Genomic DNA, 22,728 nt, shown 5'->3' with positions numbered 1-22,728 from the left:
GAGGAGGCGTGCAGCATGATCAGCGTCCCGGCCGTCCGGCTCCACCAGTTCGGCGTCTTCCTCTACCAGGCGATCCTCGGCGCGCGTGACGTCGACCGGCTGGTGCGCTTCGAGGTGCTCTCCTACGACACCACTGGGCACCCGCCGGGGGACGCGAAGCGCAAGTCGAAGAAGGCCGCGCGCGTCAACTGGGAGCTGCTCGAGAAGCGCATCGCGGCCAGCGCGGAGGCCTACCAGCGCCCGATCATCAAGAAGAAGATCGCCGAGCTGGTCGACTACTACACGCAGTGCTCGGAGACCGGGAACCTGCCCGCCATCCCGGGCGCCGTCCTCCTGGTCGCGGACCGGCGCCTCGAGTTCACGCCCACCAGCTCGCACCGCGTGCTCGGAGTGCTCGAGATTCCCTCCGAGGAGGGCGTGCTGCGTGCGCTCGACGGCCAGCACCGCCTGCTGGCGCTGCACCAGCTGATCGCCGCCGGGCAGGCCGAGGACGTGCAGGTGCCGGCCGTGATCTTCGACCGCCTGACGCCGGACCAGGTGGTGGAGCTGTTCGTCACCATCAACGCCAAGCACACGAAGCTGAACCCGTCCCACCTGATCAGCCTGGCCGGGCGGCGCCTCTACCCCGACAAGCAGCTCGCCGCGAGCCACGACATCATCCGCACCCTGAACGAGTACGCGGACTCGCCGCTCCACGGCGACATCAAGCTCTTCGGCGTCGGGCACGGGCGGGTGGCGCAGGCACCGCTCGCCGAGGAGTTGAAGGGCATCTTCACCGCCCTCGACGCCCTGGGCGGCCGGCAGTCGGACCGCTTCCGGGAGTCGGCGCAGCGCTTCTTCTTGAACTACTTCAAGCAGATCGCGGCCGTCTTCCCGCGCGCCTGGGTGGGTCGCAAGTACAGCATCAAGACCGGTGTGGCGCTGCGCGCCTTCCTGCGCGTGGTGCCCGACGTGCTGAAGACGATCCGTGACGGCGGCGGCGACCCGCTCGACGCGCACGCCATCCGGCAGACGATCAAGCCGTGGGGGCTCCTGGTCGGCGACGCCCGCTTCGAGACCGAGGGCGAGTGGCGCCAGAAGCAGGCCGGCGGCACGCGCGGCACGGTCGAGCTGCTGGCGCGCGAGCTGCGGACGGCGCTGCGCGGATGAGGCCGGCCCACCCGATGCCGGAGGAGCCGCCTGTTCCGGAAGCGGTGCCGTCGCGGCGCTCCGTCGTCTTCGTCCCCGACGAAGCGCTGCTCTACGAGCTGAGCGACTCGCCGTTCTGTCTGAAGGCGCGCATCTGCCTCCAGCTGAAGGGCGTGCCCTTCCGCCGCGTGACCGTGACCCTGGGCCGGCGCCGGGAGCTCCGCCGCTTGAGCCCGCTCGGCCGGGTGCCCGTCCTGGTGCACGGCGAGACGGTCATCGCGGACCAGAGCCGCATCGCGCACCATCTCGACGAGGTGTACCCCGAGCCGCTGCTCGTCCCGCTCGGTGCCGAGGCCCGGGCGTACGCCGGGCTCGTCGAGGAGTGGGCGGATGGGGTGCTCGCCCCCGTGGTCGGGGCGTGCAAATGGCTCAACCCCGAGAACCGGGTGGCCGCGCTCGCGAACACCGTGACCGAGATGGCGAGCGCGCCGCTTCGGCCGCTGCTCGGCCGGCTCCTCGTGGCATGGATGCGCCGACGCCATGCTGCCGCCGGCTACACGGCCCACTCGCTCGACCGGCTCGAGGATCGCCTGCGCGCGAGCCTGGCCGGGCTCGCCACCCTCCTCGCGGGCAAGCCCCATCTCCTCGGGCGGACTCCAACGATTGCGGACGTGGCGGTCTTCGCCCAGCTCGCGGGCCTGCGGGGCTACGCCGAGGCCCGGCTGGTCGAGGAGGTCCCCGTGGTCGTCGAGTGGCTCGACCGCCTGGGCACGCTCCCGCCCATCGCCGCCGCGCTCGCGTCTTGACCGGTCCCGGGGCGCGTGTCAGAAGCCGCCCCATGCCGAATTTCGTGAAGGTCGCCGCCGCTGGCGACGTCCCGCCGGGGACGGGCAAGTGCGTCGAGGCGGGCGGCAAGCAGATCGCGCTCTTCAACGTCGGCGGCGCGTTCCACGCCATCGACAACACCTGCCTCCACCGCGGCGGCCCGCTCGGCGAGGGCGAGCTCGAGGGGGCGATCGTCACCTGCCCGTGGCACGGCTGGCAGTACGACGTCACCACCGGTTGCAACACCATGGACGAGAGCGAGCGGGTGGAGAAGTACGACGTGAAGGTCGAGGACGAAGCGGTCCTGGTCGCGGTCTAGCTAGCCCGCTAGAGCACGTGTCGCCGCGCACGATCGCCCCTCATGAGCGCGGCTTGCGGAACCGGGGCGGGCGCCTCTCGAGGAAGGCGTTGCGCCCCTCGAGCGCCTCCTCGGTCTGGTAGTAGAGCTGGAGCGCGCTGAAGCCGAGCTCGGTGATCCCCGCGATGTGCTCGGTGTCGGCGTTGAACGACTGTTTGGCCAGGCGGAGCGCCGTGGGACTCTTCTCGAGCAGGTCGCGGCACCAGCGCTCGGTCTCGGCGCGCAGCTCCGCGGCCGGCACGACCTTGTTCACGAGCCCCATCGCGAGCGCCTCCGCGGCGCTGTACTGCCGGCAGAGGTACCAGAGCTCCCGCGCCTTCTTCTCGCCCACGATGCGCGCGAGATACGCGGTGCCGAAGCCGGGGTCGACGCTCCCGACGCGCGGCCCCACCTGGCCGAAGACGGCGGTGTCCGCGGCGAGCGTCAAGTCGCAGAGGACGTGGAGCACGTGCCCGCCGCCGATGGCGTAGCCGTTCACCATCGCGATCACGGGCTTCGGGATGGCGCGGATCACGCCGTGGAGCCCGTGCATGTCGATCCCGATCCCGCCCGCACCGCCATAGCCGCTTCTCGTGCGCTCGCGCTGGTCGCCGCCCGCGGAGAACGCCTTGTCGCCGGCGCCCGTCAGGACGACGACGCCGACCTCGGGGTCGGCCCACGCGGCGCGGAAGGCTGCGATCAGCTCGTCGACCGTCTGGGCACGGAAGGCGTTGCGGACCTCGGGGCGGTTGATGGTGATCCAGGCGACGCCGTCGCGGGCCTCGTAGAGGATGTCGTCGTAGGGCATGGGGTCTCCTGGCTCGCGGCCTGTTACGCCGGCCCGGCCGCGTACGACATATCATGCTCCCCCGAGGCGTTTCGTCTAGCAGCGATAGAGCCGTCTCGCCTCCGCCCGCAGCTCCGTGCGGAAGTCCGGATGGGCGACCGCCACCAGCTCCCCCACCCGCTGCCCGAGCGTCTTCCCCCCGAGCGTCGCGATCCCGTGCTCCGTCACCACGTGGTCGACGAACCCGCGCGCTAGCGTGACCGGCGTCCCCGGAGGCAGCACGGGCACGATACGCGAGCGCAGCCCCTCCGCTGTCCGGTGCGCCGAGGGCAGGACGAAGATCGCGCGCCCGCCGGGCGAGTACGCCGCCGCGATCGCGAACGCCGTCTGGCCGCCGACGCCGGACCAGAGCTGGGTGCCGATGCCCTCGGAGGCGACCTGCCCGGTCAAATCGACGAGCAGCGCGTTGTTCACGGCGGTGAGGTTCCGCTCGCCTACGAGCACGGTCACGTCGTCGGTGGTGCCGAAGCTGTAGAGTGCGAATCCCGGGTGCCCGTCGACGAAGGCGAGGTCCTCGGGCGTGAGGCCCGTCATGAACGAGCCCACCACGACGCCCGGGTGGAGGACCTTGTGCCGCCCGGTGACCACGCCCTTCCGCACCAGGCTCGGGATGCCCGCGGTGATCGCCTCGGACTGCACGCCGAGGTCGTGGCGATGATCGAGGTAGAGCCCGAGGGCGGAGGAGACCGTGCCGATGCCGATCTGGAGCGTGTCGCGGTCGCGCACCAGCTCGTGTGCGACCAGGGTGCAGATGACCTCCGTGGCGGCGGTCTCCTCCTCGGTCCGCGGCGCCGTCGTCGCCGTGCCGGTCGGCTGGTCGGCGGTGACGAGGTAGCGGAAGCGCTCGACCGGCGCCCAGCTGTCGCCGCCGGTGCGGATGAAGTCCTCGTGCACCTCGCCGATGACGGTACACGCGGCGCGGCAGTAGACGGGCGAGAACCACGCGCCGGTGCCGAAGCTGCAGCGTCCCGCGACGTCGGGCGGCGACACCGGCACGAGGTAGACGTCCGGGGTCGGCGACACGCCGGGCGGGAGGGCATCCGCGTGCCAGTGGCTGATGGGAAGATACCCGACGCGCCCGGCGTTCACCGCGACGCGGTCGGCGGCGGTGGCGTAGTTGGTGGTGAGCGCGAAGGCGTCCGCGTCCCAGGGAAAGAGCGAGGCGAGATGATCGATGCGCACGCCGCCGAGCTCGCCCGCGCGCGCGGCGAGCGCGCGGCAGAGCGTGTACGGCGTGTTGCTGAACGAGGCGACCGCGACCGAGTCGCCCGCGCGGACGACGCGGAGCGCCTCCTCCGCGGTCACGAGCCGCTCGCGCCACCCCACGGGCGCGGCATCGCCCGGCATGGGTCGCTTGTCAAGGCGGACGGGGCGGCGCATAGCTTCAGGCGCGATGCTGGAGACCGCGCTGCACTCGCATCTCGCCGCACGCGGCGCCGTGCACGCCGAGGAGCGTGGCGTCGCCCTGCCGCGCCGCTTCGGTGACGACCCTGCGGCCGAGTACGCGGCGCTGCGCGAGGACGCGGCGCTCGTCGACCTGGGCTTCCGCGTCGTCGCGCACGCGACGGGCGCGGACCGGGTGACGTTCCTGCAGGGCATGCTCACCAACGACGTCGCGTCACTCACGCCCGGCGCCGGCTGCCCCGCGCTGCTCCTCACCATCCAGGGCCGGGTCACGGCCGACCTGCGTGTCCTTGCGCTCGCGGACCTAGTCCTCCTCGACGTGGACGTGCGGGCGCGAGGGGCGCTCGTGGAAGCGCTCGAGAAGCTCATCATCGCGGACGACGTCGAGCTGGGGGAGCCGGGCGAGCCGCTCGCCCTGATCGGGGTCGAGGGACCCGGCGCCGCGCGGCTGCTGCCCGATGCCGCGGGCCTCGCCCCCTACGCGCACGCCGTGGTCACGCTCGGGGGCGTGCCGGTGCGCGCGCAGCGCGCGAGCGAGGTGCGCGGCCCGGGCTTCGTGCTCCAGGTGCCGGCGGTGCGCGCGGCCGCGGCGTGGGACGCACTCAGCGCCGCGGGGGCGCGGCCGTGCGGCATGGAGGCGCTCGAGTCGCGGCGGATCGAGGTCGGCGTGCCGCGTATCGGCGTCGACATGGACGGCGCGACGCTCGCGCTCGAGGTGCCGGTCGAGGACGCGATCAGCGCGACCAAGGGCTGCTACCTGGGGCAGGAGGTGGTCGCGCGCGGGACGGCGCGCGGGCACGTGAACCGCCGCCTGGTCGGGCTGCGCCTGGAAGGGCCGGAGCCCCCGCCCGGCGCACCCCTCGTGCGCGACGGGAAAGAGGTGGGCCGGCTCACGTCGGTCGCGCGCGCCTTCGCCGCGGGCGGCCTGGCCGCCCTCGGCTTCGTGCGCCGCGAATGCTGGGAGGCGGGCACCGAGCTCCGGGTCCGCCACGGGCACGCCGTGACCGTCGCCCGCGTCGCCGAGCTCCCGCTCGCGTGACGCCTACGGGCAGGTCACGACGATATCCGACCCGATCATCGAGAACGGCGCCCGGAGCGGCCTGGGCGCCGGATCGCCGGGCAGGAGGAGGCCGCAGTTCGTGCACTCGACGTTGGTCCACGCCGGCGTGCCCGCGAGCATCGCGTTGAGCCAGTCGACCAGCGTCGGCACGCCGCCCGTCGTGTCGGTGTAGACCTTGTCGCTGCCCCACATCGTGTGCCGGCTTCCGGTCCCGATGTAGTAGCGGTAGTTCGAGGGGACCGCGGCCGCGGTCGCGAGCGCCTGCGCCACCATCTGCGTGTTGAACGCGCAGCTCGCGTTCCACCAGGTCACGGCGGCGATCGGGTCGTTGTCGTTCAGCATGATGTTGTAGAAGCTCGTCTGGCCGCCGAACCCCCCGTCGTACGCCGCCGAGTACTGCGCCCAGCGTGTGCGCGGGAAGAAGTTTGCGACGACCTCCGTGTAGCCCACGATGCCGGTGCCGTTGGTGAGCACGTCGGTGAGCCCCGGGATGTCCGTCGGAATGTTGGCCGCGAAGTTCCAGTTCGGGAAGTAGTTGTCGAGGAAGCTCTGGGTGATGACGCCGTTGCCGGCGTCGGCGAGCACCTCGAACTTCGAGGCGGGCCACACCCGCTCGTGCAGCACCGCGTTGAACCAGGCGCCGTACGCGCCCGCGCTGGAGCCGGTGACGAACACCTGGTCGGGGTCGACGAAGTGCTCGCGCGCCCACTTCTCCACCACCCGCGAGTTCTGGTAGCCCCGGTGCTCGACGTGAGGGGGATAGTCCTTCGCCGAGTCCCCGAAGTGGACGTCGCAGCTGCAGTACGATACGAAGACGATGTTCCAGTCCCTGAATGGGTTGCTCGGGTTGGCGAGATCGGCGAACCCCGCGTGGTAGTTGTTCGGGTTGTCCGAGCCGGTCGGGCTCGGGTCCACCGTCGCGTCGCAGGAGGGAAGCCCGCACGTCAGGCTGTCCCAGCACGCACCGCCGCCCTGGTAGTACACGACGAGCTTGTTCACGGTGCCGCGCTTGGCGAAGAAGTAGTACGGCGAGCCGTTCATGCAGATCGGGGTGAAGTCCCTGCCGAGGTAGCGCGTCGTCCCGGTTGCGGGATAGGCCGTGAACTGCGTGTCGTCGACATTCGGCGACACGACGGTATCGAAGACGAGGTCGGCGGTGACGCCGTCGATCTGGCTCCCGAGGTCCGCCTGCGCGGCGGTGGTTGGGCAGCCGGCGCTGATCTGGGCCGTCCAGGCCCTGCCGAACGCTGCGCTGGCGGCGGCGCGCGCGGCATCGCGTGCGGTCCCGTCGGCATCTCCCTGGAGGTCCCTGACGTGAGCGCCCTCTGCCGCGAGGATGCGGCCACACTCGAGCGCCGCGGCGTTCAGGAGCGCGCTCCCGCAGCGCGCGTTGCCCGCGCGGCGGAGGTCGAGACCCGCGTTGATCGCGGTCGCCACGCCGCCCGCTGCCCCGTCGATCAGGCTCTGCGCGGCCCCGCTCGAGAGCGTCGTCTCGGCGCAGTCCGTTCCCTGGCCGAGGGCGTCCGCCTCGGCCCGCGCCCAGCGGGTAGCGAGCTGCTTGGCGGCATTCGCGAGCGAGCGGTCGCGCTTCCGGTCGTTCTGGCTCCTATCCCAGGCGCTCCAGGCGCGAAGGACGGCCTTGCAGTACTTCCCCGCCTCCTTCTGCTTGCGACCGACGCACGTGTTGGCGGGGTAGGGGGCGGTCCGGGCTGGCTCGCCTGCGAGCGTGCTCCCGGTGACCGCCAGGGCCAGGCAGATCGCAGATGCTCGGGCTCGTCTCATCTGTCGTCGCCTCCGTGGGGTGCGGATGAGCGTCGCCGGGTGCACATGACCGTATGTCCGCGCCGCGGGATGCGTCAAGCAGGAGTCCGGCCCCCCGTCGATCGCGAGGAGAGATCTGGATTGCAGCGCTCACGGCCCATGCGGCGCTCGATGGGCGGCCGCCTTCCCCGCCGGGGCGCTTTCTGCTAACCGGCCGCCATGGCCACACAGCTCGGCAAGCGCTACCTGTGCGACACCTGTGGGACCGAGATCCTGTGCAACAAGCCTGGGACGGGCAGCGTCACGTGCTGCGACCACGAGATGAAGGTCAAGGAGGCGAAGCCGCTGCCCTCCTCCGACTGAATCGTCGGCTGCTCGAGAACGCGCGGGTCGTGACCCTCGTGAGGCCGTTCGCGACCCTGCGCTACGAGAAGCGCGGGGCGGTCGCGGTCGTGGCCCTCGACCGCCCCGAGGTGCTGAACGCCTACAACGTCGCCATGCGCGACGACCTCCACGCCGCCCTCGGGGCCGCCGACGAGGACCCCGAGGTGCGCGCGCTCGTGCTCTGTGGCCGCGGCCCGGCCTTCTCGACCGGCGGCGACGTGCGCGAGTTCGGGACGGCGCCGTCACCCTTCGTCGCGCGCGCCGTCCGCTGGCGGCGCGACGTGTGGGGGCGGCTCCTCGAGCTGCGGGCGGCGACGATCGCCGCCGTGCACGGCTACGCCGTGGGCGGCGGTATGGAGATGGCGCTCCTCTGCGACCTGTGCGTGGCGGCCGACGACGCGCGCTTCGCGCTGCCAGAGACCGGGCTCGGCATGATCCCGGGCGTGGGGGGCACGCAGACCCTGCCCCGCAAGGCCGGGGCGGCGCGCGCGCTAGACCTCGTCCTCACCGGACGCTGGCTCGATGCCCGCGCGGCGCTGGCGGCCGGCCTCGTCCAGCGAGTGGTGGCGCGCGCCCGGCTCGAGGCGGCGGCGCTCGCCCTTGCGCGCCGCCTGGTGCGCCTCGATCCGGCCGAGGTGCAGGCCCTCCGCCGCGCCGTCCGCGGCGCGCACGACCTGTCGCTCGAGGCCGGCATCGCCCTTGAGCGCCGACTCGCGCTCGCGCTACAACGCCGCCCGTGAATGCGGCGGCCTTCCTCTCCATCCCGGCGGGTATCGTGCCCGGCCAGGAGGCGCTGGTGTGCGAGGGAGCCCGCTTCACCTATGCCGAGACGTGGGCGCGCGTCCGCCGGCTGGCGTCCGCCCTCGCGCGCCTCGGCGTCGGGCGCGGCACGCGCGTCGCCGCGCTCAACGTGAACTCGCACCGCTACGTCGAGGCGTACTACGCGACCGCGCTCCTGGGGGGCGTCTTCGTCCCGCTCAACTACCGCGCCAAGACGCCCGAGCTGGAGCACATGCTCGCGACCGGGAAGCCGCGCGTCCTCCTCGTGGGCGAGCGCTACCTCGAGCTGGTCGAGTCGGTGCGGTCGAAGCCGGCGGTCCTGATCGCCTTCGACCGCCCGGCACTCGGTCACGCGGGCTACGAGGAGCTGATCGCCGGCTCCGCCGAGCACGAGGAGGAGGCCGAGGTCGAGGACGACGACCTAACCATCCTCATGTACACGAGCGGCACGACGGCGCTCCCCAAGGGCGTCATGCTGACGCACCACGACTTCACGGCCTACGTGACCGCCAACGTCGAGCTGGCCGACGGCACGCCGCGCGGCGCGGCGCTCCTCTGCGTACCGCTCTACCACATCGCCGGTGCGACCAACATGATGACCACGCTCTGGACGGGGCGCCGGCTCGTCCTCATGCCGCAGTTCGACCCGCGGGGCTGGCTCGAGATGGTGGAGCGCGAGCGCATCACGCACGCCTTCCTCGTGCCCACCATGCTGAAGCGTCTCCTCGACGAGCCGGACCTCGGGCGGCGCGACCTCTCGAGCCTGGAGATCCTCTCCTATGGCGGCGCGGCGATGCCGTTCCCGGTGATCCGCCGTGCGATCGAACGCTTCCCCCCGAACGTCGGCTTCGTGAACGCCTTCGGGCAGACCGAGACAACCTCCACGCTCACGATTCTCGGCCCCGACGACCACCGCCTCGAGGGTACGCCGGACGAGATCGAGAAGCGGACGAAGCGCCTCACCTCCATCGGGCGTCCGCTGCCCGACGTGGAGGTGCAGATCGTGGGTGACGACGGGACGATCCTCCCGCCCGGCGCGGTGGGCGAGATCTGCGTGCGCACCCCGCGGGTCATGAAGGGGTACGCGGGCGGCGAGTCGCCGCTCGTGCGCGACGGCTGGCTCCCGACGCGGGACATGGGCTGGGTCGACGAAGACGGCTACCTCTACATCGCCGGGCGCAAGGACGACATGATCATCCGCGGCGGCGAGAACATCGCGCCGGCCGAGGTCGAGGCGACGCTCCAGTCCCATCCCGCCGTGGAGGAGGCGGCGGTGGTCGGCGTGCCCGACCTCGAGTGGGGCCAGCGCGTGGCGGCCTTCGTCGTGCTCCGCCCAGGGGCATCGCTCAGCGCCGAGGCGCTCGGCGACTTCTGCCGCCAGCGGCTCGCGACCTTCAAGAAGCCCGAGGTGATCCGCTTCGTCGCCGAGCTGCCGAAGAACCCGATGGGCAAGATCCTCCGGCGCGACCTGCGCGCGCAGCTCGAGAGCGTGTGAGGCCCGGCCGCGGCCCGAGCCGCGCGCGGCGACCCCCGAGCCGCCATCCGCGCCCCGCCTCCGGTCCCGCCGTCGAGCTCGTGGTGCGCGACGGCGTCGCCTGGATGACGCTCGCCCGCCCGGCGTCGGGCAACCGCCTGGACGCAGAGCTGCTCGGCGCCCTCGTCGAGGCCGCCGCCGCGGCCGAGGACGACGACGGGGTGCGCGTCGTCGTGCTGGGGGCGCGCGGGCCGGCGTTCTCGCTCGGGCTGCCGCGCAGGTGCCGCTGGCCGGAGCGCTCCTGGCCCGACGGCGTGGGCGCGCTCGGGACTCTCACCAAGCCCGTGATCGCGGCGATCCAGGGCGCCGCGGTCGGCTGGGGCCTCGCGCTGGCGCTCGCCTGCGACCTCCGCGTCGCGTCCACGGCGGCGGTGCTGGCCGTGCCCGAGATCGGCGAGCGGCGCTTTCCCGGCGGGGGGGTGACGCAGCGGCTGCCGCGCATGATCGGCACGGCGCGCGCCATGGAGCTCGTGCTCCTCGGCACGCGTCTCCCGGCGGCCGCCGCGGCGGCGTGGGGTCTGGTGAGCGCGGCGGTGACGCCGGCCCGCTTCGTCTCCACGGTCGAGGAGACAGCGCGCACGCTCGCACAGAAGGGGCCGCTCGCGCTCCGGCTGGGGAAGGAGGCCGTGTTGCGGGCCCTTGACCTCCCGCTCGCGGACGGGATCAGGTTGGAGCACGACCTCTACGTGTTGCTCCAGACCACCGCGGACCGGCGGGTGGGAATCGAGGCCTTCCTCGCGCGCCGGAAGCCCCGCTTCGGCGGGCGATAGAAGGAGGAGGACTTCGGGCGCATGGCGAACCAGATCGGCAAGATCTACGTGTGCTCCAAGTGCGGCGCGCAGGTCATCGTGACCAAGGGGGGCGCCGGCACGATCAAGTGCTGCGGGACGGAGATGCAGCAGAAGAAGTGACGCCATGCGCCGCTCGTGGAATGTCGGTTGCGGGCGCGCGGGCAGCCCTGCTATGAGCCCGTCCCGCCAATGGCCATGGCTCTTCGGGTGATCGCCGGCCGCGAACAACGTGGATGGCTGGCCCCCCTCGGCGAGGCGGACGTGCTCGCGCCGGGCGCCTGGGTGGCCCTCGAGCACCGGCTCGACGAGGCGCCGGCGGCACCGGCGGAGTTCGCCGTCGTGCAGTCGCGCCGCCACGGGCGCACCGCGGTGACGCTGCTCGCCCGGCGGGAGGGTCCGCGATGAGCACGACGGCCGTCTACCCCGGTTCCTTCGACCCCATCACCAACGGGCACGTCGATATCGTGCGGCGGAGCCTCCAGGTCTTCGACATGGTGATCGTGGGCGTGGCCTTCAACCCGAACAAGGACTCGTCGTGGTTCACGCCCGAGGAGCGCGTCGCCATGATTCGGGAGACCTTTCGGAAAGAGGGCAGCCGGATCGTCGCCGACGCCTTCTCCGGGCTGACGGTCGACTTCGCGCATGCCAAGGCAGCCAAGGTGATCGTGCGCGGGCTCCGCGCGGTCGCGGATTTCGAGTACGAGTTCCAGATGACGATGATGAACCGCCATCTCACGCCGCAGGTCGAGACCATCTTCATGATGACCGGCGAGTCGCACTTCTACACCAGCTCGCGCCTCGTGAAGGAGGTCGTGAGCCTGGGCGGCAACGTGGCCGGCCTCCTGCCCGACAACGTGGTCCCGCTCCTGGTCGAGCGGGCGAAGCGCTTCAAGGCGGGGACGTGAAGACCTCCGCGCGGCTCGGGGTCGTGAAGCCGTCGGCCACCTTTGCGATGGCGGCCGAGGCGACCGTGCTCCGCAAGCAGGGCCGGGACGTCGTCGACCTGTCGGTCGGCGAGCCCGACTTCGACACGCCCGAGCACGTGAAGGCCGCGGCGCGCGAGGCGATGGCGCGCGGCCTCACCAAGTACACGCCGATCGGCGGCACGGACGAGCTGAAGGACGCCATCTCGACCAAGCTCCGGCGCGACAACGGTCTCGAGTACGGGGTGACGGAGGTGATGGCGAGCTGCGGCGGTAAGCACGCGCTCTACACCGCCTTCCACGCCCTCTTCGACGAGGGCGACGAGGTCGTGCTGCCTGCGCCGTACTGGGTGAGCTACCCCGAGATGCTGGCGCTCGCCGGGGCGGTGCCGCGCATCGTGACGACGGCGGTCGCGCGCGGCTTCCGCATGTCGGCCGAGGAGCTCGAGGCGGCGCTCGGCCCGCGCACCGTGGCCGTCATCCTGAACAGCCCGAGCAATCCGACCGGCGCGGCCTATTCGGCCGACGAGCTGCGCGCGCTGGGCGAGGTGGCGCTGCGGCGGAAGCTGGTCGTGGTCACCGACGACATCTACGAGCGGCTGACCGCGCATCCCGTGGCGCACATCGGCACGCTCGTGCCCGCGCTCCGGCCGAATCTGGTCGTCGTCAACTCCGTCTCCAAGTCATACGCGATGACCGGCTGGCGTATCGGCTACACGGCGGCGCCCGCAGAGCTGATCCGCGCCATGACCGTGCTCCAGGGGCAGACCACGACCAACCCGACCTCGATCGCGCAGGCAGCCGCGGCGGCAGCGCTCACCGGCCCCCAGGACAGCGTCGCGGTGATGGCGCGCGAGTTCACGCAGCGGCTCGCGCTGATGGTCGAAGGGTTCGGCACGATGCCGGGCGTGCGCCTGGCGCCGCCGCAGGGCGCGTTCTACGTCTTCCCGGACGTGAGCGGGTTCTTCGGGCGGCGCGGCCCCGATGGCGCGATCGGAAGCGCGACCGATCTCTCCATGTACCTCCTGCGCCGCGCCGGCGTCGCCAGCGTGCCTGGCGAGGGCTTCGGTGCCCCCGCGCACGTCCGCTTCTCCTACGCCGCCGCGCGCCTGCTTCTGGAGGAGGGCCTGGCGCGCGTCAAGCGGGCGCTGGCCGCGCTTCGCTAGCGCCCCGTACGCCACCGACAAAAAAGGCGACGGCCGCCAAGCCGTCGCCTTTTTCGGGCTCGCATGTCCGAGCCGCTTACTTCCGGACGTGGTGCATGAGGGCCCGCTCGGCCTTCTCCGCCGCCGCCTCGGCGCGGCTCGCTGCCGCCTCGACACGGCTCGCCGCGGATTCCGCCCGCTTGGCGGCGTCCTCGGCCCGGGTCGCCGCCTGCTCGGCCCGGGTGGTCGTCCCCTTGTCCTCGTGCGCGCACCCAGCACCAATCACCGTCACGAGCATCAGGCTTGCTACACTGGCACCGATCGACCGTAAGCGCATCCCGCTACCTCCCTGTTGTTGGTCACCCCAGCCGGGGGGCCGGAAAAAGCGCCCCCCTCTTGTCACAAAAGGCGTGGCCGAGCAAGGCGATCCCCGCCCGCAAAGCTAGTGTCCCGGACCCGAAGTCCGTTGCCAAAGTCGGGGGTGGATCGGCGGCGCTGGCCAGGCGCGACGACGAGGAATAGTCGGCGCTATTCCGAGGAGGAGCAACGCAGCCAGCGTCGCCGAGACGCCCCCGACTTTGGCAACGGACTTCGGGTCCGGGACACTAGTAGTCGTCGTCCAGGTCCTCGCCGCCGGGCGCCGCGCCGGCGCCCTTCTTCTTCTCCGGCTTCTCGGCGATCGCCGCCTCGGTGGTGAGGAGCAGGCCGGCGACGCTGGCGGCGTTCTGGAGCGCCGTGCGCACCACCTTGGCGGGGTCGATGACGCCTGCCTTCACGAGCGGCTCGTAGGTCTCGGTGACGGCGTTGAAGCCGAAGTCGTCCTTGCCATCGCGCACGCGCGCCAGGACCACCGCCGGCTCGTGCCCGGCGTTGGCGCTGAGTTGCTTGAGCGGCTCCTCCATCGCGCCGCGCACCACCGCCACGCCCTGGGCGCGATCGCCCTCGAACTTCAGGCCCTCGAGCGCCTTCTGCGCGCGCACGAGGGCCACGCCGCCGCCCGGGACGATACCTTCCTCGACCGCCGCGCGCGTGGCGTGCATCGCGTCCTCGACGCGCGCCTTCTTCTCCTTCATGGCGACCTCGGTGGCCGCGCCCACCTTGATGACCGCGACGCCACCCGCGAGCTTGGCGACCCGCTCCTCGAGCTTCTCGCGATCGTAATCGGACGTCGTCTCCTCGATCTGCGTCTTGAGCTGCCGGATGCGTCCCTGGATGTCTGGCTTCTTGCCCGCGCCGCCGACGATGGTGGTGTTGTCCTTGTCCATGACGACGCGGGTCGCGCGTCCGAGGTCCTTGGGGGTGACGTTCTCGAGCTTGGCCCCGATCTCCTCGGCGATGAGCCGCCCGCCGGTCAGGATCGCCATGTCCTCCAGCATCGCCTTGCGCCGATCGCCGAAGCCGGGGGCCTTGGCGGCCGCGCAGCGGAGCGTCCCGCGCAGCTTGTTGACGACCAGCGTGGCCAGCGCCTCGCCGTCGACCTCCTCGGCGACGATCACGATCGGCTTGCCGGCCTGCGCGACGCGCTCGAGCAGGGGCAGGAGGTCGCGCATGCTCGAGATCTTCTTCTCGAAGAAGAGGAGGAAGGGATCCTCGAGCTCGACCGTCATCCTGTCGGGGTTGGTCACGAAGTAGGGCGACAGGTAGCCACGGTCGAAGCGCAGGCCCTCCACCACCTCGAGGGTGGTGTCGAGCCCCTTCGCCTCCTCGACCGTGATCACGCCGTCCTGACCCACCTTGTCCATGGCCTCGGCGAACAGCTCCCCGATGGTGGCGTCGCCGTTGGCGGAGACCGTGCCGACCTGGGCGATGCGCTCCCGCTCCTTGACCGGCTTCGCCTGGGCCTTCACCGCCTCGACCGCCTTCTCGACGGCCGCGTCGATGCCGCGCTTCAGCTCCATGGCGTCGAAGCCCGCGGCGAGGAGGCGGAGGCCCTCGCGGAAGATGGCGCGGGCGAGGATGGTCGCGGTGGTGGTCCCGTCCCCCGCGACGTCGGAGGTCTTCTGCGCGACCTCGCGCACCATCCGGGCGCCGATGTTCTCGAACCGGTCCTCGAGCTCGATCTCCTTGACGACCGTGACCCCGTCCTTGGTCACCGTGGGGGCGCCCCAGCTCTTCTGGAGCATGACGTTGCGCCCGCGGGGCCCGAGCGTCACCCGCGCGGCGTCGGCGAGCAGGTTCACGCCGGCCAGGATGCCCTCACGGCTCCTGGCATGAAGCAGCACGAGCTTGGCAGGCATCGCTCCTCCTCCCTGGTCCCGGGCGGGTGCCGGGGTGCCCCCTTTTAGCACCGGGATGCCGGCCGCCAAGCGTTCCGAGCGGAAAGACCGGCTGGCGCGGGTGAGCCGCCGATCGACGATACATCCAAGACGCTTTTTTATTCGGAGGTTGTGGAGCCGGACCTCATGTTCTTCCTGGATGGGAGAGGCGTGCCCCATCCACTGCCTTACTGGAGCCAAAGTATCGTTGACGGAAAGGGGTTAAGCCCCTAGAATGGGTTGGCTTTACGGCGTTGGAGGCCCGCGGAATGGTCGGTACGTTCAAAGTTGGTGAGAAGGTCGTCTACCCGGCGCACGGCGTCGGCGTCATCGAGGGGGTCCAGACCAAGGTCATCTCCGGCAGCGAGCGTAAATTCTACATGCTGCGCATCATCGACAGCGACATGACCATCATGATCCCGACCGAGAACGTCCAGTCGGTCGGGCTCCGCCGCATCATCGGCAAGGACATGGTTGCCAAGGTCTACAAGATCCTGCGCGACAAGAAGGTCGAGATCGACCAGCAGACCTGGAACCGCCGCTACCGGGAGTACACCGAGAAGATCAAGACCGGCAGCGTGCTCGAGATCGCCAAGGTGCTGCGCGATCTCTTCGTGCTGAAGGGGGACAAGGAGCTCTCCTTCGGCGAGCGCAAGATGCTCGACACCGCCCGCAACCTCCTCGTCAAGGAGCTCGCCATTGCGAAGTCGCACAGCGAGGAGAAGATCATGGAGGAGCTGCGGGGCATCTTCGCGAACTGAACTGGTCCGTCCCGCGTGCCTAGCGGATGCGAGGGGCCGGGGGTCGATCCCCCCGGCCCCTCGTGTATGTAGGGACCCCGCCTTCGACGCCGTCGCGTCTCGGCGCGCTTATGAGCGCAGGGGCTCGTTGAGGCTGCCGCTGCGGAAGCCCTGGAGGTCTAGGGCGACGTAGGTGAAGCCGAGGCGTTTCAGCTCGCGCACCACCTCTTCGCGCATCGTCGGCTCGAGGAGGCGGGGCATTTCGGCGACGGGAACCTCCAGGCGCGCGACCTGATCGTGGAAGCGGACGCGCAGCTCGCGGAGGCCCCGGGCCCGCAGAAAGCGCTCGGCGGCCTCCACGCGCTGGAGGTCCTCGAGCGTGATGCGCGTGCCGTACGGGAAGCGCGAGGAGAGGCATGGGCTCGCCGGCCGGTCCCAGGTGGGGAGGCCGAGTGCCCGGCTCGCCGCCCGGATGTCGGCCTTGCCGAGCCCGGCCTCGACCAGCACGTGCCGGACGCCGCGCTCGGCCGCCGCCTGGAGGCCCGGCCGGTGGTCGCGCAGGTCGTCGAGGTTGGCGCCGTCGAGCACGGCCGCGAGCCCGCGCCGGCCCGCCTCGGCCACGCAGATGGTGAACAGGTGGTCCTTGCAGAAGTAGCAGCGGTTGGCCGGGTTTTCCGCGTAGCCCGGAATGTCGAGCTCGTTCGCCTCGACCAGGAGGTGCGCGACGCCGAGCCGTGCCGCCAGCTCCCTGGCCGCCGCCAGGTCGTCCGCCGGCATGGTCGGCGAGACGGTGGTGAGCGCGAGGCAACGCTCGCCGAGCACCTCGTGGGCGACGCGCAGGAGGAAGCTCGAATCGACCCCGCCCGAGAAGGCGACCAGGGCGGAGGGCAGGTCGGCGAGGAGCCCGCGCAGCCGGTCGAGCTTCGGCGCCACCTCCATCAGATTCCCTCGGCGTGGAAGAGGTCGGTGGTGAGGTAGCGCTCACCGGTGTCGGGGAAGACGGTGAGTACCACGGCGCCCCGTCCGAGCTTCCGCGCGACGCGGGTCGCCGCCGCGCACGCTGCCCCGGAGGAGATGCCGACCAGGAGCCCTTCGTAGCGCGCCAGCGCGCGCGTGTGCTTTACGGCTTCCTCGTCCGGGACCGCGATCACCTCGTCGTAGATGGCGGTGTCGAGGATCTCGGGCACGAAGCCCGCGCCGATCCCCTGGATGTGGTGAAAGCCCGGCTCGCCGCCCGAGAGCACGGGCGACGCGGCCGGCTCGACGGCGTAGATACGCACGTCGGGACGCTCGCTGCGCAGTACCTGCCCGACGCCGGTGATGGTGCCGCCCGTGCCGACCCCGGCCACGAAGGCGTCGACCTGCGGGAGCTGGGCCAGGATCTCGCGCGCGGTCGTGCGGCGGTGGATCTCCGGGTTGGCGGGATTCGTGAACTGCTGCGGCATGTACCAGTCGGGGTGCTCGGCGAGCATCTCCTCGGCCTTGCGGATGGCGCCGTGCATGCCCTTGGTGTCGGGCGTGAGCACGAGCGTCGCCCCGTAGGCGACGAGGAGGGCGCGACGCTCCTCGCTCATGGTGTCCGGCATGGTGAGCACGAGGCGGTAGCCCTTGACCGACGCCACCAGCGCGAGGCCGATGCCGGTGTTCCCGCTCGTCGGCTCGATGATCGTGCCGCCCGGCCGGATGAGCCCGTCGCGCTCGGCCGCCTCGATCATGGCGCGGCAGATGCGGTCCTTCACGCTCCCGGCCGGGTTGAAGTTCTCGAGCTTCGCCCACACCTGGGCGCCGACGCCGTCGAGCTGCGGCAGGCGCGTCAGGCGGACGACCGGCGTCGAGCCGATCAGGTCGAGGGGTGAGCGGGCGACGTAGGACGGGAGCGGCATGCGCGCTGCGTTGCGGACGCTGGAGGCGCAGATCATATAGATGGGGTGCGCGGGGAGTCAATTGAACGCGTCGTCATCGTCTTCCCGGGAGCGCTCGGCGACCTGCTGCTCGCGCTGCCGGCGCTGCGCGCGCTGCGGGCGCGCCACGCCGGCGCGGGCGTCACCGCGGTGGTTGGTGAACCCCTGCGCGCGCTGGTCGAGCTCGCGGGCGTCGCCCACGTGACCGCCGCGCTCGAGAGCGCCGACACGGCGCTCCTCTTCGGCGGCGAGCGGCTGCCGTCCTGGCTCGACGGCCGTCCGTTCGTCTACAGCTGGCTCGGCGGCGGGGACGACGAGATGCGCGCGCGCGTCGCGGCGGCGGCGAGCGGCGCCCGCTTCTTCGGCGTCGAGCGCGGACGGTCAGCGATGCACGCGGCCGTCGCCTACGCGCGCGCCGTGGGTGCGCCGGCGGACGCCGACGCGCTCGCGGCGGCCACGCGGCTCGTTCCCGCGCCCTCGGTCGCGGCCGACGCGCTCTGCGCGCAACTCGCTGCTCCGATCCTCGCGCTGCATCCCGGTGCGGGCGGGCGCGCCAAGCGCTGGGACATCGCCGGCTTCGTGCAGGTGGCGCACTGGTGGCGGTCGCGCGGCGGGTCGGTGGCCACGATCGCCGGGCCGGCCGAGGCCGGTGAGCCCCCGGCCCTCGGTGCGCCTGAGGTGCGGGACTGGCCGCTCGTGGACCTCGCCGCCGTCCTCGCGCGCGCGGCGCTCTACCTCGGCAACGACAGCGGCGTGAGCCACCTGGCCGGCGCGGTCGGCGCGTCGGGCGTGGTGCTCTTCGGGCCGACGGACCCGCGCCGCTGGCGGCCGCTCGGCCGGCGCCTGGTGGCGCTCGGCGCGCGCGGCGGCGGTCCCGACGGGATCCCGCTCGCGGCCCTACCGGCGGCGCGGGTGATCGCCGCGTGCGCGCGGCGGTTCGCCTTGACAAGGGGGGACCCCGACACTAACGTCCGTACGTACGACCTCACCGGACGCTCCTGACGGCCTCAAATGAACCGCCGTCGCCCCCGTCTAATGAAAGCGTAGCCCATGTCGAACACCCTGAAGACGACGCTTTTGCTCGGCCTGCTGACCGGGCTCCTGATGTGGATCGGCCAGCTCCTCGGCGGCACGCAGGGCCTCGCCGTATTCTTCGTGTTCGCGGTCGTGATGAACTTCGGCAGCTACTGGTTCTCCGACCGGATCGTCCTCGCGGCCTACGGGGCCCGTGAGCTGCCCGAGCAAGATGCCCCCGACCTCTTCCGCATCGTGCGCGAGCTGGCCGTGGGCGCGCACATGCCGATGCCGCGAGTGTACCTCATCCCGAGCGAGTCGCCGAACGCCTTCGCGACCGGCCGCAGCCCCGAGCACGCCGCCGTCGCGGTGACCGAAGGCATCCTGCGCCTCCTCACCCTGGACGAGCTGCGCGGGGTGCTCGCGCACGAGCTCTCGCACGTGCGGAACCGCGATACGCTGACCAGCGCCATCGCCGCCACGCTGGCGGGCGCGGTGATGATGGTGGCAAGGATGGCGCAGTGGGCGATGCTGTTCGGGGGCTGGCGGCGTGACGACCGGGAGGAGGGTAGCAGCGGGCTCGAAGCTCTCGTGATGATCATCGTGGCGCCGCTCGCGGCGATGCTGATCCAGCTCGCCATCTCGCGCGCGCGCGAATATCAGGCCGACGCGAGCGGCGCCCAGCTCTCCCACGCACCGCATTCGCTCGCGGCGGCACTCGAGAAGATCGGGGCCGTCTCGGGCCGCGTCCCGCTCCCCGCGGGGCCCGCGACGGCGCACCTCTGGATTGTGAACCCGCTGCGCGGCAACTGGCTCGCCGGCTTGTTCAGCACCCATCCCCCCATCGAGGAGCGCATCCGGAGGCTGCGCGCGATGGCATACTGACCTGCGCCGGCAGCGTTTCCATGGCCGAGGACAAGGAGGAGCGACGCGGGTTCCAGGTGAGGGACCGCCGCCGGTTCTCCGACAGCGGAGAGGCGCGCTCCGACGCCGCCGAGGAGACGCCCGCGCCCCCGCTGCCCGAGCCGCCGCCCGCCGAACGCGCCGCGCCCGCCGCCGAGCGCGCCGATGAACCGGTCACGTTCTCGACCTTCGTGCTCGGGCTCAGCACGCAGGCCCTCCTCCACCTGGGTGAGATCCCGAACCCGATGACGCACGCTCTCGAGCGCGACCTGGGCGCGGCCAAGCAGGTGATCGACATCCTCGGCATTCTGCGGCAGAAGACACGAAGCAACCTCGAGCCGGGTGAAGAATCGCTCCTCGACTCGGTGCTCTACGATCTGCGCATGCGGTACGTGGAGCTGGTGCGAGGTGGCATCAAGGAGGGGAGATGACTCCGCGTACGGGTCGCTTCGCCATGGTGGCGGTGGCGCTGATCTGCTTCGCCGTCGGCGTGGTTCTGAGTGCACGCCTCGATCTGTCCCCGCGGAGCGAGGCGATCAGCATCTTCGGTGGAGCCGAGAAGCCGAGCGGTGGGGGTGGGGCCACGTCCTCCCCGTCCGTCAACCTGCCGGATTTCGCCGGGCTGACCGAACACGTGGCGCCGTCGGTGGTGAACATCTCGAGCACCCAGGAGGTGAAGGGCGGGCCCCTCGGGCAGGGCGCCCCCGGCGGCGAGGACGACCCCTTCCACGAATTCTTCGGCCCCTTCGAGCGCTTCTTCGGCCCGCCGCGGCGGATGCCCTTCAAGGCGAAGAGCCTCGGCTCCGGCTTTGTCATCGACCCGACCGGCTACATCCTCACCAACAACCACGTGGTCGAGAATGCCGACGAGATCGTCGTCAAGCTGCCGACCGGCAAGGAGTTCAAGGCCAAGGTCGTGGGGCGCGACTCGAAGACCGACATCGCGCTCATCGAGATCCACGGCGCCACGGATCTCGTGCCCGTTGTGCTCGGCGACTCCGACGAGCTCAAGGTGGGCCAGTGGGTGGTCGCGATCGGCAACCCCTTCGGCCTCGAGAACACCGTGACCGCGGGGATCGTGAGCGCCATGGGCCGCCACATCAACCAGGGGCCGTACGACAACTTCATCCAGACCGACGCCGCCATCAACCCGGGAAACTCGGGCGGGCCACTGCTCAACACCCGTGGCGAGGTGGTCGGCATCAACACCGCCATCTTCAGCCGGGGCGGGGGCAACATCGGCATCGGTTTCGCCATCCCGATCAGCCTCGCCAAGGAGATCGTGCCGCAGCTGAAGGCGAAGGGGCACGTCACGCGCGGCTGGCTCGGCGTGATGATCCAGAAGGTGACGCCCGACATCGCCGAGTCGCTCGGCCTCCCCGAGCCCAAGGGCGCCCTGGTCGCCGACGTGGTGAAGGACGGCCCCGCCGAGGCCGCCGGCGTCAAGCAGGGCGACGTGATCGTCGAGTTCGACGGTAAGCCCGTGACCGACTCGGCGGAGCTGCCGCTGCTGGTGGCGCGCACGCCGGTCGGCAAGAGCGTCAAGGTGAAGGTGATGCGCGGCAAGGGGACGGAGAGCTTCACCATCAAGGTCCAGGAGCTCAAGGAGGAGGAGACCGCCGAGCGCGGCCCCGGCACGACCGAGGACCTGGGCCTGGCCGTGCAGACGCTCACCCCCGACCTGGCCGAGAACCTGGGCGTCGACCGGAGCTTGAAGGGCGTGGTCGTCACCCAGGTCGATCCCGGGGGGCCGGGGGCGGAGGCGGGTCTCCGGCGCGGGGACGTGATCCTCGAGGTCAACCGCCAGCCCGTGAAGGACGCGGACGGCTACCGAAAGGCGCTCAAGGCCGGCGGCAAGGGCAAGAGCGTCCTCTTCCTCGTGCGGCGCGGCGACAACACGATCTTCCTTGCGGTGAAGCCGTCCTCCTAGGGTGGTCGTCCTCGGGATCGAGAGCTCGTGCGATGACTCGGCGGCGGCGGTGCTGCGTGACGGCGAGCTCGCCGCCTCGGTCGTGTCCTCGCAGGACGCCGTGCACGGGCCCTACGGCGGCGTCGTGCCCGAGCTCGCCTCGCGCCACCACATCCGCAACCTCGTGCCGGTGATCGACGCCGCGCTCGCGCGCGCCGGGGTGGACCTCTCCGAGATCGCGGGCGTCGCGGTCACCTGCGGCCCCGGGCTGGTCGGCTCGCTGCTCGTGGGCCTCACGCTCGCCAAGGGGATCGCGCAGCGCCGGCGGCTGCCGCTCGTAGGCGTGAACCACCTGGAGGGCCACCTCCTCGCGGTGAACCTCGAGCGCCCGACCGGCGATCCGCTCCCCTTCCCGTTCCTGGGGCTCATCGTGTCGGGCGGCCATACCGGCCTCCATCTCGCCCGCGGCGCGGGCGACTACGCCTGCCTCGGGCGGACGCGCGACGACGCGGTGGGGGAGGCGTTCGACAAGGCGGCGAAGCTGCTCGGCCTCGGCTACCCGGGCGGGCCGGTGATCGACCGCCTCGCGCGCGACGGCGACCCGAAGGCGATTCGCTTCCCGCGCGCCACGCTCAAGCGCGGGCGCTTCGACTTCAGCTTCAGCGGGTTCAAGACCGCCCTGCGCGAATACCTGGGCCGGCATCCCGCGGCGCCCGAGGCGCTGCCCGACGTGGCCGCCAGCCTGCAGGAGGCGCTGGTCGACATGCTGGTCGACGGCACGACCGAGGCGCTCGCCGCAACCGGCGCCGAGCGCCTCGTGGTCGCGGGCGGCGTGGCGGCGAACCGCCGGCTGCGGAGCCGCATGAGCGAGGCGGTGGCCGCCATGGGCGTCGAGGTCTTCTTCCCGCGGCCCGCGCTCTGCACCGACAACGCGGCCATGATCGCGCTCGCCGGCGCGCCGCGGCTCGCGGCCGGCGCCCACGACGGGCTCGACCTGAACGCCGAGGCCGACCTCGCCCTCGGCAGCCGCTGGAGCGCGTCGGCGTGAGCGAAGGACGTCCGTGAGCGTGAGCGAAGGATATCCGTG

At 71.7% G+C, this 22,728-nt stretch carries 24 protein-coding genes; 17 read left to right on the top strand and 7 right to left on the bottom strand.

Annotation, left to right across the window (positions count from 1 at the left end):
- Positions 1-15 precede the first annotated feature (15 nt).
- From E6J59_07865 to E6J59_07855, 3 genes are read left to right on the top strand one after another with little or no spacing between them, the layout of a single operon-like run.
- Positions 16-1,149 carry a DGQHR domain-containing protein gene (locus E6J59_07865; protein ID TMB20742.1) on the top strand — a complete coding sequence of 378 codons (1,134 nt, stop codon included), beginning with the start codon at positions 16-18 and terminating at the stop codon, positions 1,147-1,149.
- On the top strand, positions 1,146-1,934 hold the full coding sequence (locus E6J59_07860) for a glutathione S-transferase family protein (GenBank protein ID TMB20741.1): 789 nt from the start codon (positions 1,146-1,148) through the stop codon (positions 1,932-1,934). The genes E6J59_07865 and E6J59_07860 overlap by 4 nt, the downstream gene beginning before the upstream one ends.
- A gap of 32 nt (positions 1,935-1,966) precedes the next feature.
- Positions 1,967-2,272: a Rieske 2Fe-2S domain-containing protein gene (locus E6J59_07855; GenBank protein TMB20740.1), complete on the top strand. Its 306-nt coding sequence runs from the start codon at positions 1,967-1,969 to the stop codon at positions 2,270-2,272.
- Between the two features lie 40 nt (positions 2,273-2,312).
- On the opposite strand, the gene menB is transcribed toward E6J59_07855, so the two are convergent.
- Entirely contained in the window at positions 2,313-3,098 is a 786-nt protein-coding gene (menB, locus tag E6J59_07850; GenBank protein TMB20739.1) for a 1,4-dihydroxy-2-naphthoyl-CoA synthase, read from the bottom strand.
- 75 nt (positions 3,099-3,173) lie between these two features.
- Entirely contained in the window at positions 3,174-4,319 is a 1,146-nt protein-coding gene (locus E6J59_07845) for a 4-hydroxybutyrate CoA-transferase (GenBank protein ID TMB20738.1), read from the bottom strand.
- Between E6J59_07845 and E6J59_07840 the strand changes: the two genes are divergently transcribed.
- The gene (locus E6J59_07840) at positions 4,312-5,580 is read left to right on the top strand and encodes an aminomethyl transferase family protein (GenBank protein TMB20737.1); all 1,269 of its coding nucleotides are present in this window, start codon (positions 4,312-4,314) and stop codon (positions 5,578-5,580) included. The two genes, E6J59_07845 and E6J59_07840, sit on opposite strands and share 8 nt — an antisense overlap.
- 3 nt (positions 5,581-5,583) lie before the next feature.
- Here E6J59_07840 and E6J59_07835 read toward each other — a convergent pair whose 3' ends face one another.
- Complete coding sequence (locus E6J59_07835; GenBank protein TMB20736.1) at positions 5,584-7,383, bottom strand: hypothetical protein; 1,800 nt, start codon at positions 7,381-7,383, stop codon at positions 5,584-5,586.
- Between the two features lie 53 nt (positions 7,384-7,436).
- Between E6J59_07835 and E6J59_07830 the strand changes: the two genes are divergently transcribed.
- The 7 genes from E6J59_07830 to E6J59_07800 all read left to right on the top strand — a co-directional run bounded on the left by E6J59_07830 (position 7,437) and on the right by E6J59_07800 (position 12,940).
- Positions 7,437-8,486 (top strand): enoyl-CoA hydratase/isomerase family protein, encoded by a 1,050-nt coding sequence (locus tag E6J59_07830; protein TMB20735.1) that lies wholly within the window; start codon positions 7,437-7,439, stop codon positions 8,484-8,486.
- On the top strand, positions 8,483-10,021 hold the full coding sequence (locus tag E6J59_07825) for a long-chain fatty acid--CoA ligase (protein TMB20734.1): 1,539 nt from the start codon (positions 8,483-8,485) through the stop codon (positions 10,019-10,021). The genes E6J59_07830 and E6J59_07825 overlap by 4 nt, the downstream gene beginning before the upstream one ends.
- Positions 10,018-10,830 carry an enoyl-CoA hydratase gene (locus E6J59_07820; GenBank protein TMB20733.1) on the top strand — a complete coding sequence of 271 codons (813 nt, stop codon included), beginning with the start codon at positions 10,018-10,020 and terminating at the stop codon, positions 10,828-10,830. Before E6J59_07825 ends, E6J59_07820 begins: the two co-directional genes overlap by 4 nt.
- A 21-nt stretch (positions 10,831-10,851) precedes the next feature.
- Positions 10,852-10,971, top strand: a complete 120-nt coding sequence (locus tag E6J59_07815; GenBank protein ID TMB20732.1) for a hypothetical protein — start codon at positions 10,852-10,854, stop codon at positions 10,969-10,971.
- 69 nt (positions 10,972-11,040) lie between these two features.
- The gene (locus E6J59_07810; protein ID TMB20731.1) at positions 11,041-11,256 is read left to right on the top strand and encodes a hypothetical protein; all 216 of its coding nucleotides are present in this window, start codon (positions 11,041-11,043) and stop codon (positions 11,254-11,256) included.
- Entirely contained in the window at positions 11,253-11,756 is a 504-nt protein-coding gene (gene coaD / locus E6J59_07805) for a pantetheine-phosphate adenylyltransferase (GenBank protein TMB20730.1), read from the top strand. The genes E6J59_07810 and coaD overlap by 4 nt, the downstream gene beginning before the upstream one ends.
- A 47-nt stretch (positions 11,757-11,803) precedes the next feature.
- Positions 11,804-12,940, top strand: coding sequence for a pyridoxal phosphate-dependent aminotransferase (locus E6J59_07800; GenBank protein ID TMB20793.1), 1,137 nt, complete (start codon positions 11,804-11,806; stop codon positions 12,938-12,940).
- A 76-nt stretch (positions 12,941-13,016) separates the two neighbouring features.
- On the opposite strand, the gene E6J59_07795 is transcribed toward E6J59_07800, so the two are convergent.
- Both E6J59_07795 and groL read right to left on the bottom strand, forming a co-directional pair.
- Entirely contained in the window at positions 13,017-13,256 is a 240-nt protein-coding gene (locus E6J59_07795; protein TMB20729.1) for a hypothetical protein, read from the bottom strand.
- 268 nt (positions 13,257-13,524) lie between these two features.
- Entirely contained in the window at positions 13,525-15,156 is a 1,632-nt protein-coding gene (gene groL / locus E6J59_07790; protein TMB20728.1) for a chaperonin GroEL, read from the bottom strand.
- A 287-nt stretch (positions 15,157-15,443) separates the two neighbouring features.
- On the opposite strand from groL, the gene E6J59_07785 reads away from it, so the two are divergent.
- Positions 15,444-15,935: a CarD family transcriptional regulator gene (locus tag E6J59_07785; GenBank protein TMB20727.1), complete on the top strand. Its 492-nt coding sequence runs from the start codon at positions 15,444-15,446 to the stop codon at positions 15,933-15,935.
- 108 nt (positions 15,936-16,043) lie between these two features.
- Here the strand turns inward: E6J59_07785 and larE are convergent, their stop codons facing one another.
- Positions 16,044-16,853 carry an ATP-dependent sacrificial sulfur transferase LarE gene (larE, locus tag E6J59_07780; protein ID TMB20726.1) on the bottom strand — a complete coding sequence of 270 codons (810 nt, stop codon included), beginning with the start codon at positions 16,851-16,853 and terminating at the stop codon, positions 16,044-16,046.
- Positions 16,853-17,797 carry a cysteine synthase A gene (gene cysK, locus E6J59_07775; protein TMB20725.1) on the bottom strand — a complete coding sequence of 315 codons (945 nt, stop codon included), beginning with the start codon at positions 17,795-17,797 and terminating at the stop codon, positions 16,853-16,855. The genes larE and cysK overlap by 1 nt, the downstream gene beginning before the upstream one ends.
- A 45-nt stretch (positions 17,798-17,842) precedes the next feature.
- On the opposite strand from cysK, the gene E6J59_07770 reads away from it, so the two are divergent.
- From E6J59_07770 to tsaD, 5 genes are read left to right on the top strand one after another with little or no spacing between them, the layout of a single operon-like run.
- Positions 17,843-18,817 carry a glycosyltransferase family 9 protein gene (locus E6J59_07770; protein TMB20724.1) on the top strand — a complete coding sequence of 325 codons (975 nt, stop codon included), beginning with the start codon at positions 17,843-17,845 and terminating at the stop codon, positions 18,815-18,817.
- A gap of 48 nt (positions 18,818-18,865) precedes the next feature.
- Complete coding sequence (locus E6J59_07765; GenBank protein TMB20723.1) at positions 18,866-19,714, top strand: protease HtpX; 849 nt, start codon at positions 18,866-18,868, stop codon at positions 19,712-19,714.
- A 20-nt stretch (positions 19,715-19,734) separates the two neighbouring features.
- Positions 19,735-20,163, top strand: a complete 429-nt coding sequence (locus E6J59_07760) for a DUF1844 domain-containing protein (protein TMB20722.1) — start codon at positions 19,735-19,737, stop codon at positions 20,161-20,163.
- 23 nt (positions 20,164-20,186) lie between these two features.
- Positions 20,187-21,662: a DegQ family serine endoprotease gene (locus tag E6J59_07755; GenBank protein TMB20792.1), complete on the top strand. Its 1,476-nt coding sequence runs from the start codon at positions 20,187-20,189 to the stop codon at positions 21,660-21,662.
- 1 nt (position 21,663) lies between these two features.
- Entirely contained in the window at positions 21,664-22,689 is a 1,026-nt protein-coding gene (gene tsaD, locus E6J59_07750; GenBank protein TMB20721.1) for a tRNA (adenosine(37)-N6)-threonylcarbamoyltransferase complex transferase subunit TsaD, read from the top strand.
- Positions 22,690-22,728: the final 39 nt, after the last annotated feature.

Source organism: Deltaproteobacteria bacterium (assembly GCA_005879795.1).
Lineage (GTDB): Bacteria > Desulfobacterota > Binatia > DP-6 > DP-6 > DP-6.
This window is presented reverse-complemented; position numbering and strand designations above follow the sequence as displayed.

Bases quoted from the DNA above. Each gene is read 5' to 3' on its own strand.
- E6J59_07865 (TMB20742.1), top strand. From the start codon at position 16: ATGATCAGCGTCCCGGCCGTCCGGCTCCACCAGTTCGGCGTCTTCCTC.
- E6J59_07860 (TMB20741.1), top strand. From the start codon at position 1,146: ATGAGGCCGGCCCACCCGATGCCGGAGGAGCCGCCTGTTCCGGAAGCG.
- E6J59_07855 (TMB20740.1), top strand. From the start codon at position 1,967: ATGCCGAATTTCGTGAAGGTCGCCGCCGCTGGCGACGTCCCGCCGGGG.
- menB (TMB20739.1), bottom strand. From the start codon at position 3,098: ATGCCCTACGACGACATCCTCTACGAGGCCCGCGACGGCGTCGCCTGG.
- E6J59_07840 (TMB20737.1), top strand. From the start codon at position 4,312: ATGCGCACGCCGCCGAGCTCGCCCGCGCGCGCGGCGAGCGCGCGGCAG.
- E6J59_07835 (TMB20736.1), bottom strand. From the start codon at position 7,383: ATGAGACGAGCCCGAGCATCTGCGATCTGCCTGGCCCTGGCGGTCACC.
- E6J59_07830 (TMB20735.1), top strand. From the start codon at position 7,437: ATGTCCGCGCCGCGGGATGCGTCAAGCAGGAGTCCGGCCCCCCGTCGA.
- E6J59_07815 (TMB20732.1), top strand. From the start codon at position 10,852: ATGGCGAACCAGATCGGCAAGATCTACGTGTGCTCCAAGTGCGGCGCG.
- E6J59_07810 (TMB20731.1), top strand. From the start codon at position 11,041: ATGGCCATGGCTCTTCGGGTGATCGCCGGCCGCGAACAACGTGGATGG.
- coaD (TMB20730.1), top strand. From the start codon at position 11,253: ATGAGCACGACGGCCGTCTACCCCGGTTCCTTCGACCCCATCACCAAC.
- E6J59_07800 (TMB20793.1), top strand. From the start codon at position 11,804: ATGGCGGCCGAGGCGACCGTGCTCCGCAAGCAGGGCCGGGACGTCGTC.
- E6J59_07795 (TMB20729.1), bottom strand. From the start codon at position 13,256: ATGCGCTTACGGTCGATCGGTGCCAGTGTAGCAAGCCTGATGCTCGTG.
- groL (TMB20728.1), bottom strand. From the start codon at position 15,156: ATGCCTGCCAAGCTCGTGCTGCTTCATGCCAGGAGCCGTGAGGGCATC.
- E6J59_07785 (TMB20727.1), top strand. From the start codon at position 15,444: ATGGTCGGTACGTTCAAAGTTGGTGAGAAGGTCGTCTACCCGGCGCAC.
- larE (TMB20726.1), bottom strand. From the start codon at position 16,853: ATGGAGGTGGCGCCGAAGCTCGACCGGCTGCGCGGGCTCCTCGCCGAC.
- cysK (TMB20725.1), bottom strand. From the start codon at position 17,797: ATGCCGCTCCCGTCCTACGTCGCCCGCTCACCCCTCGACCTGATCGGC.
- E6J59_07765 (TMB20723.1), top strand. From the start codon at position 18,866: ATGTCGAACACCCTGAAGACGACGCTTTTGCTCGGCCTGCTGACCGGG.
- E6J59_07760 (TMB20722.1), top strand. From the start codon at position 19,735: ATGGCCGAGGACAAGGAGGAGCGACGCGGGTTCCAGGTGAGGGACCGC.
- E6J59_07755 (TMB20792.1), top strand. From the start codon at position 20,187: ATGGTGGCGGTGGCGCTGATCTGCTTCGCCGTCGGCGTGGTTCTGAGT.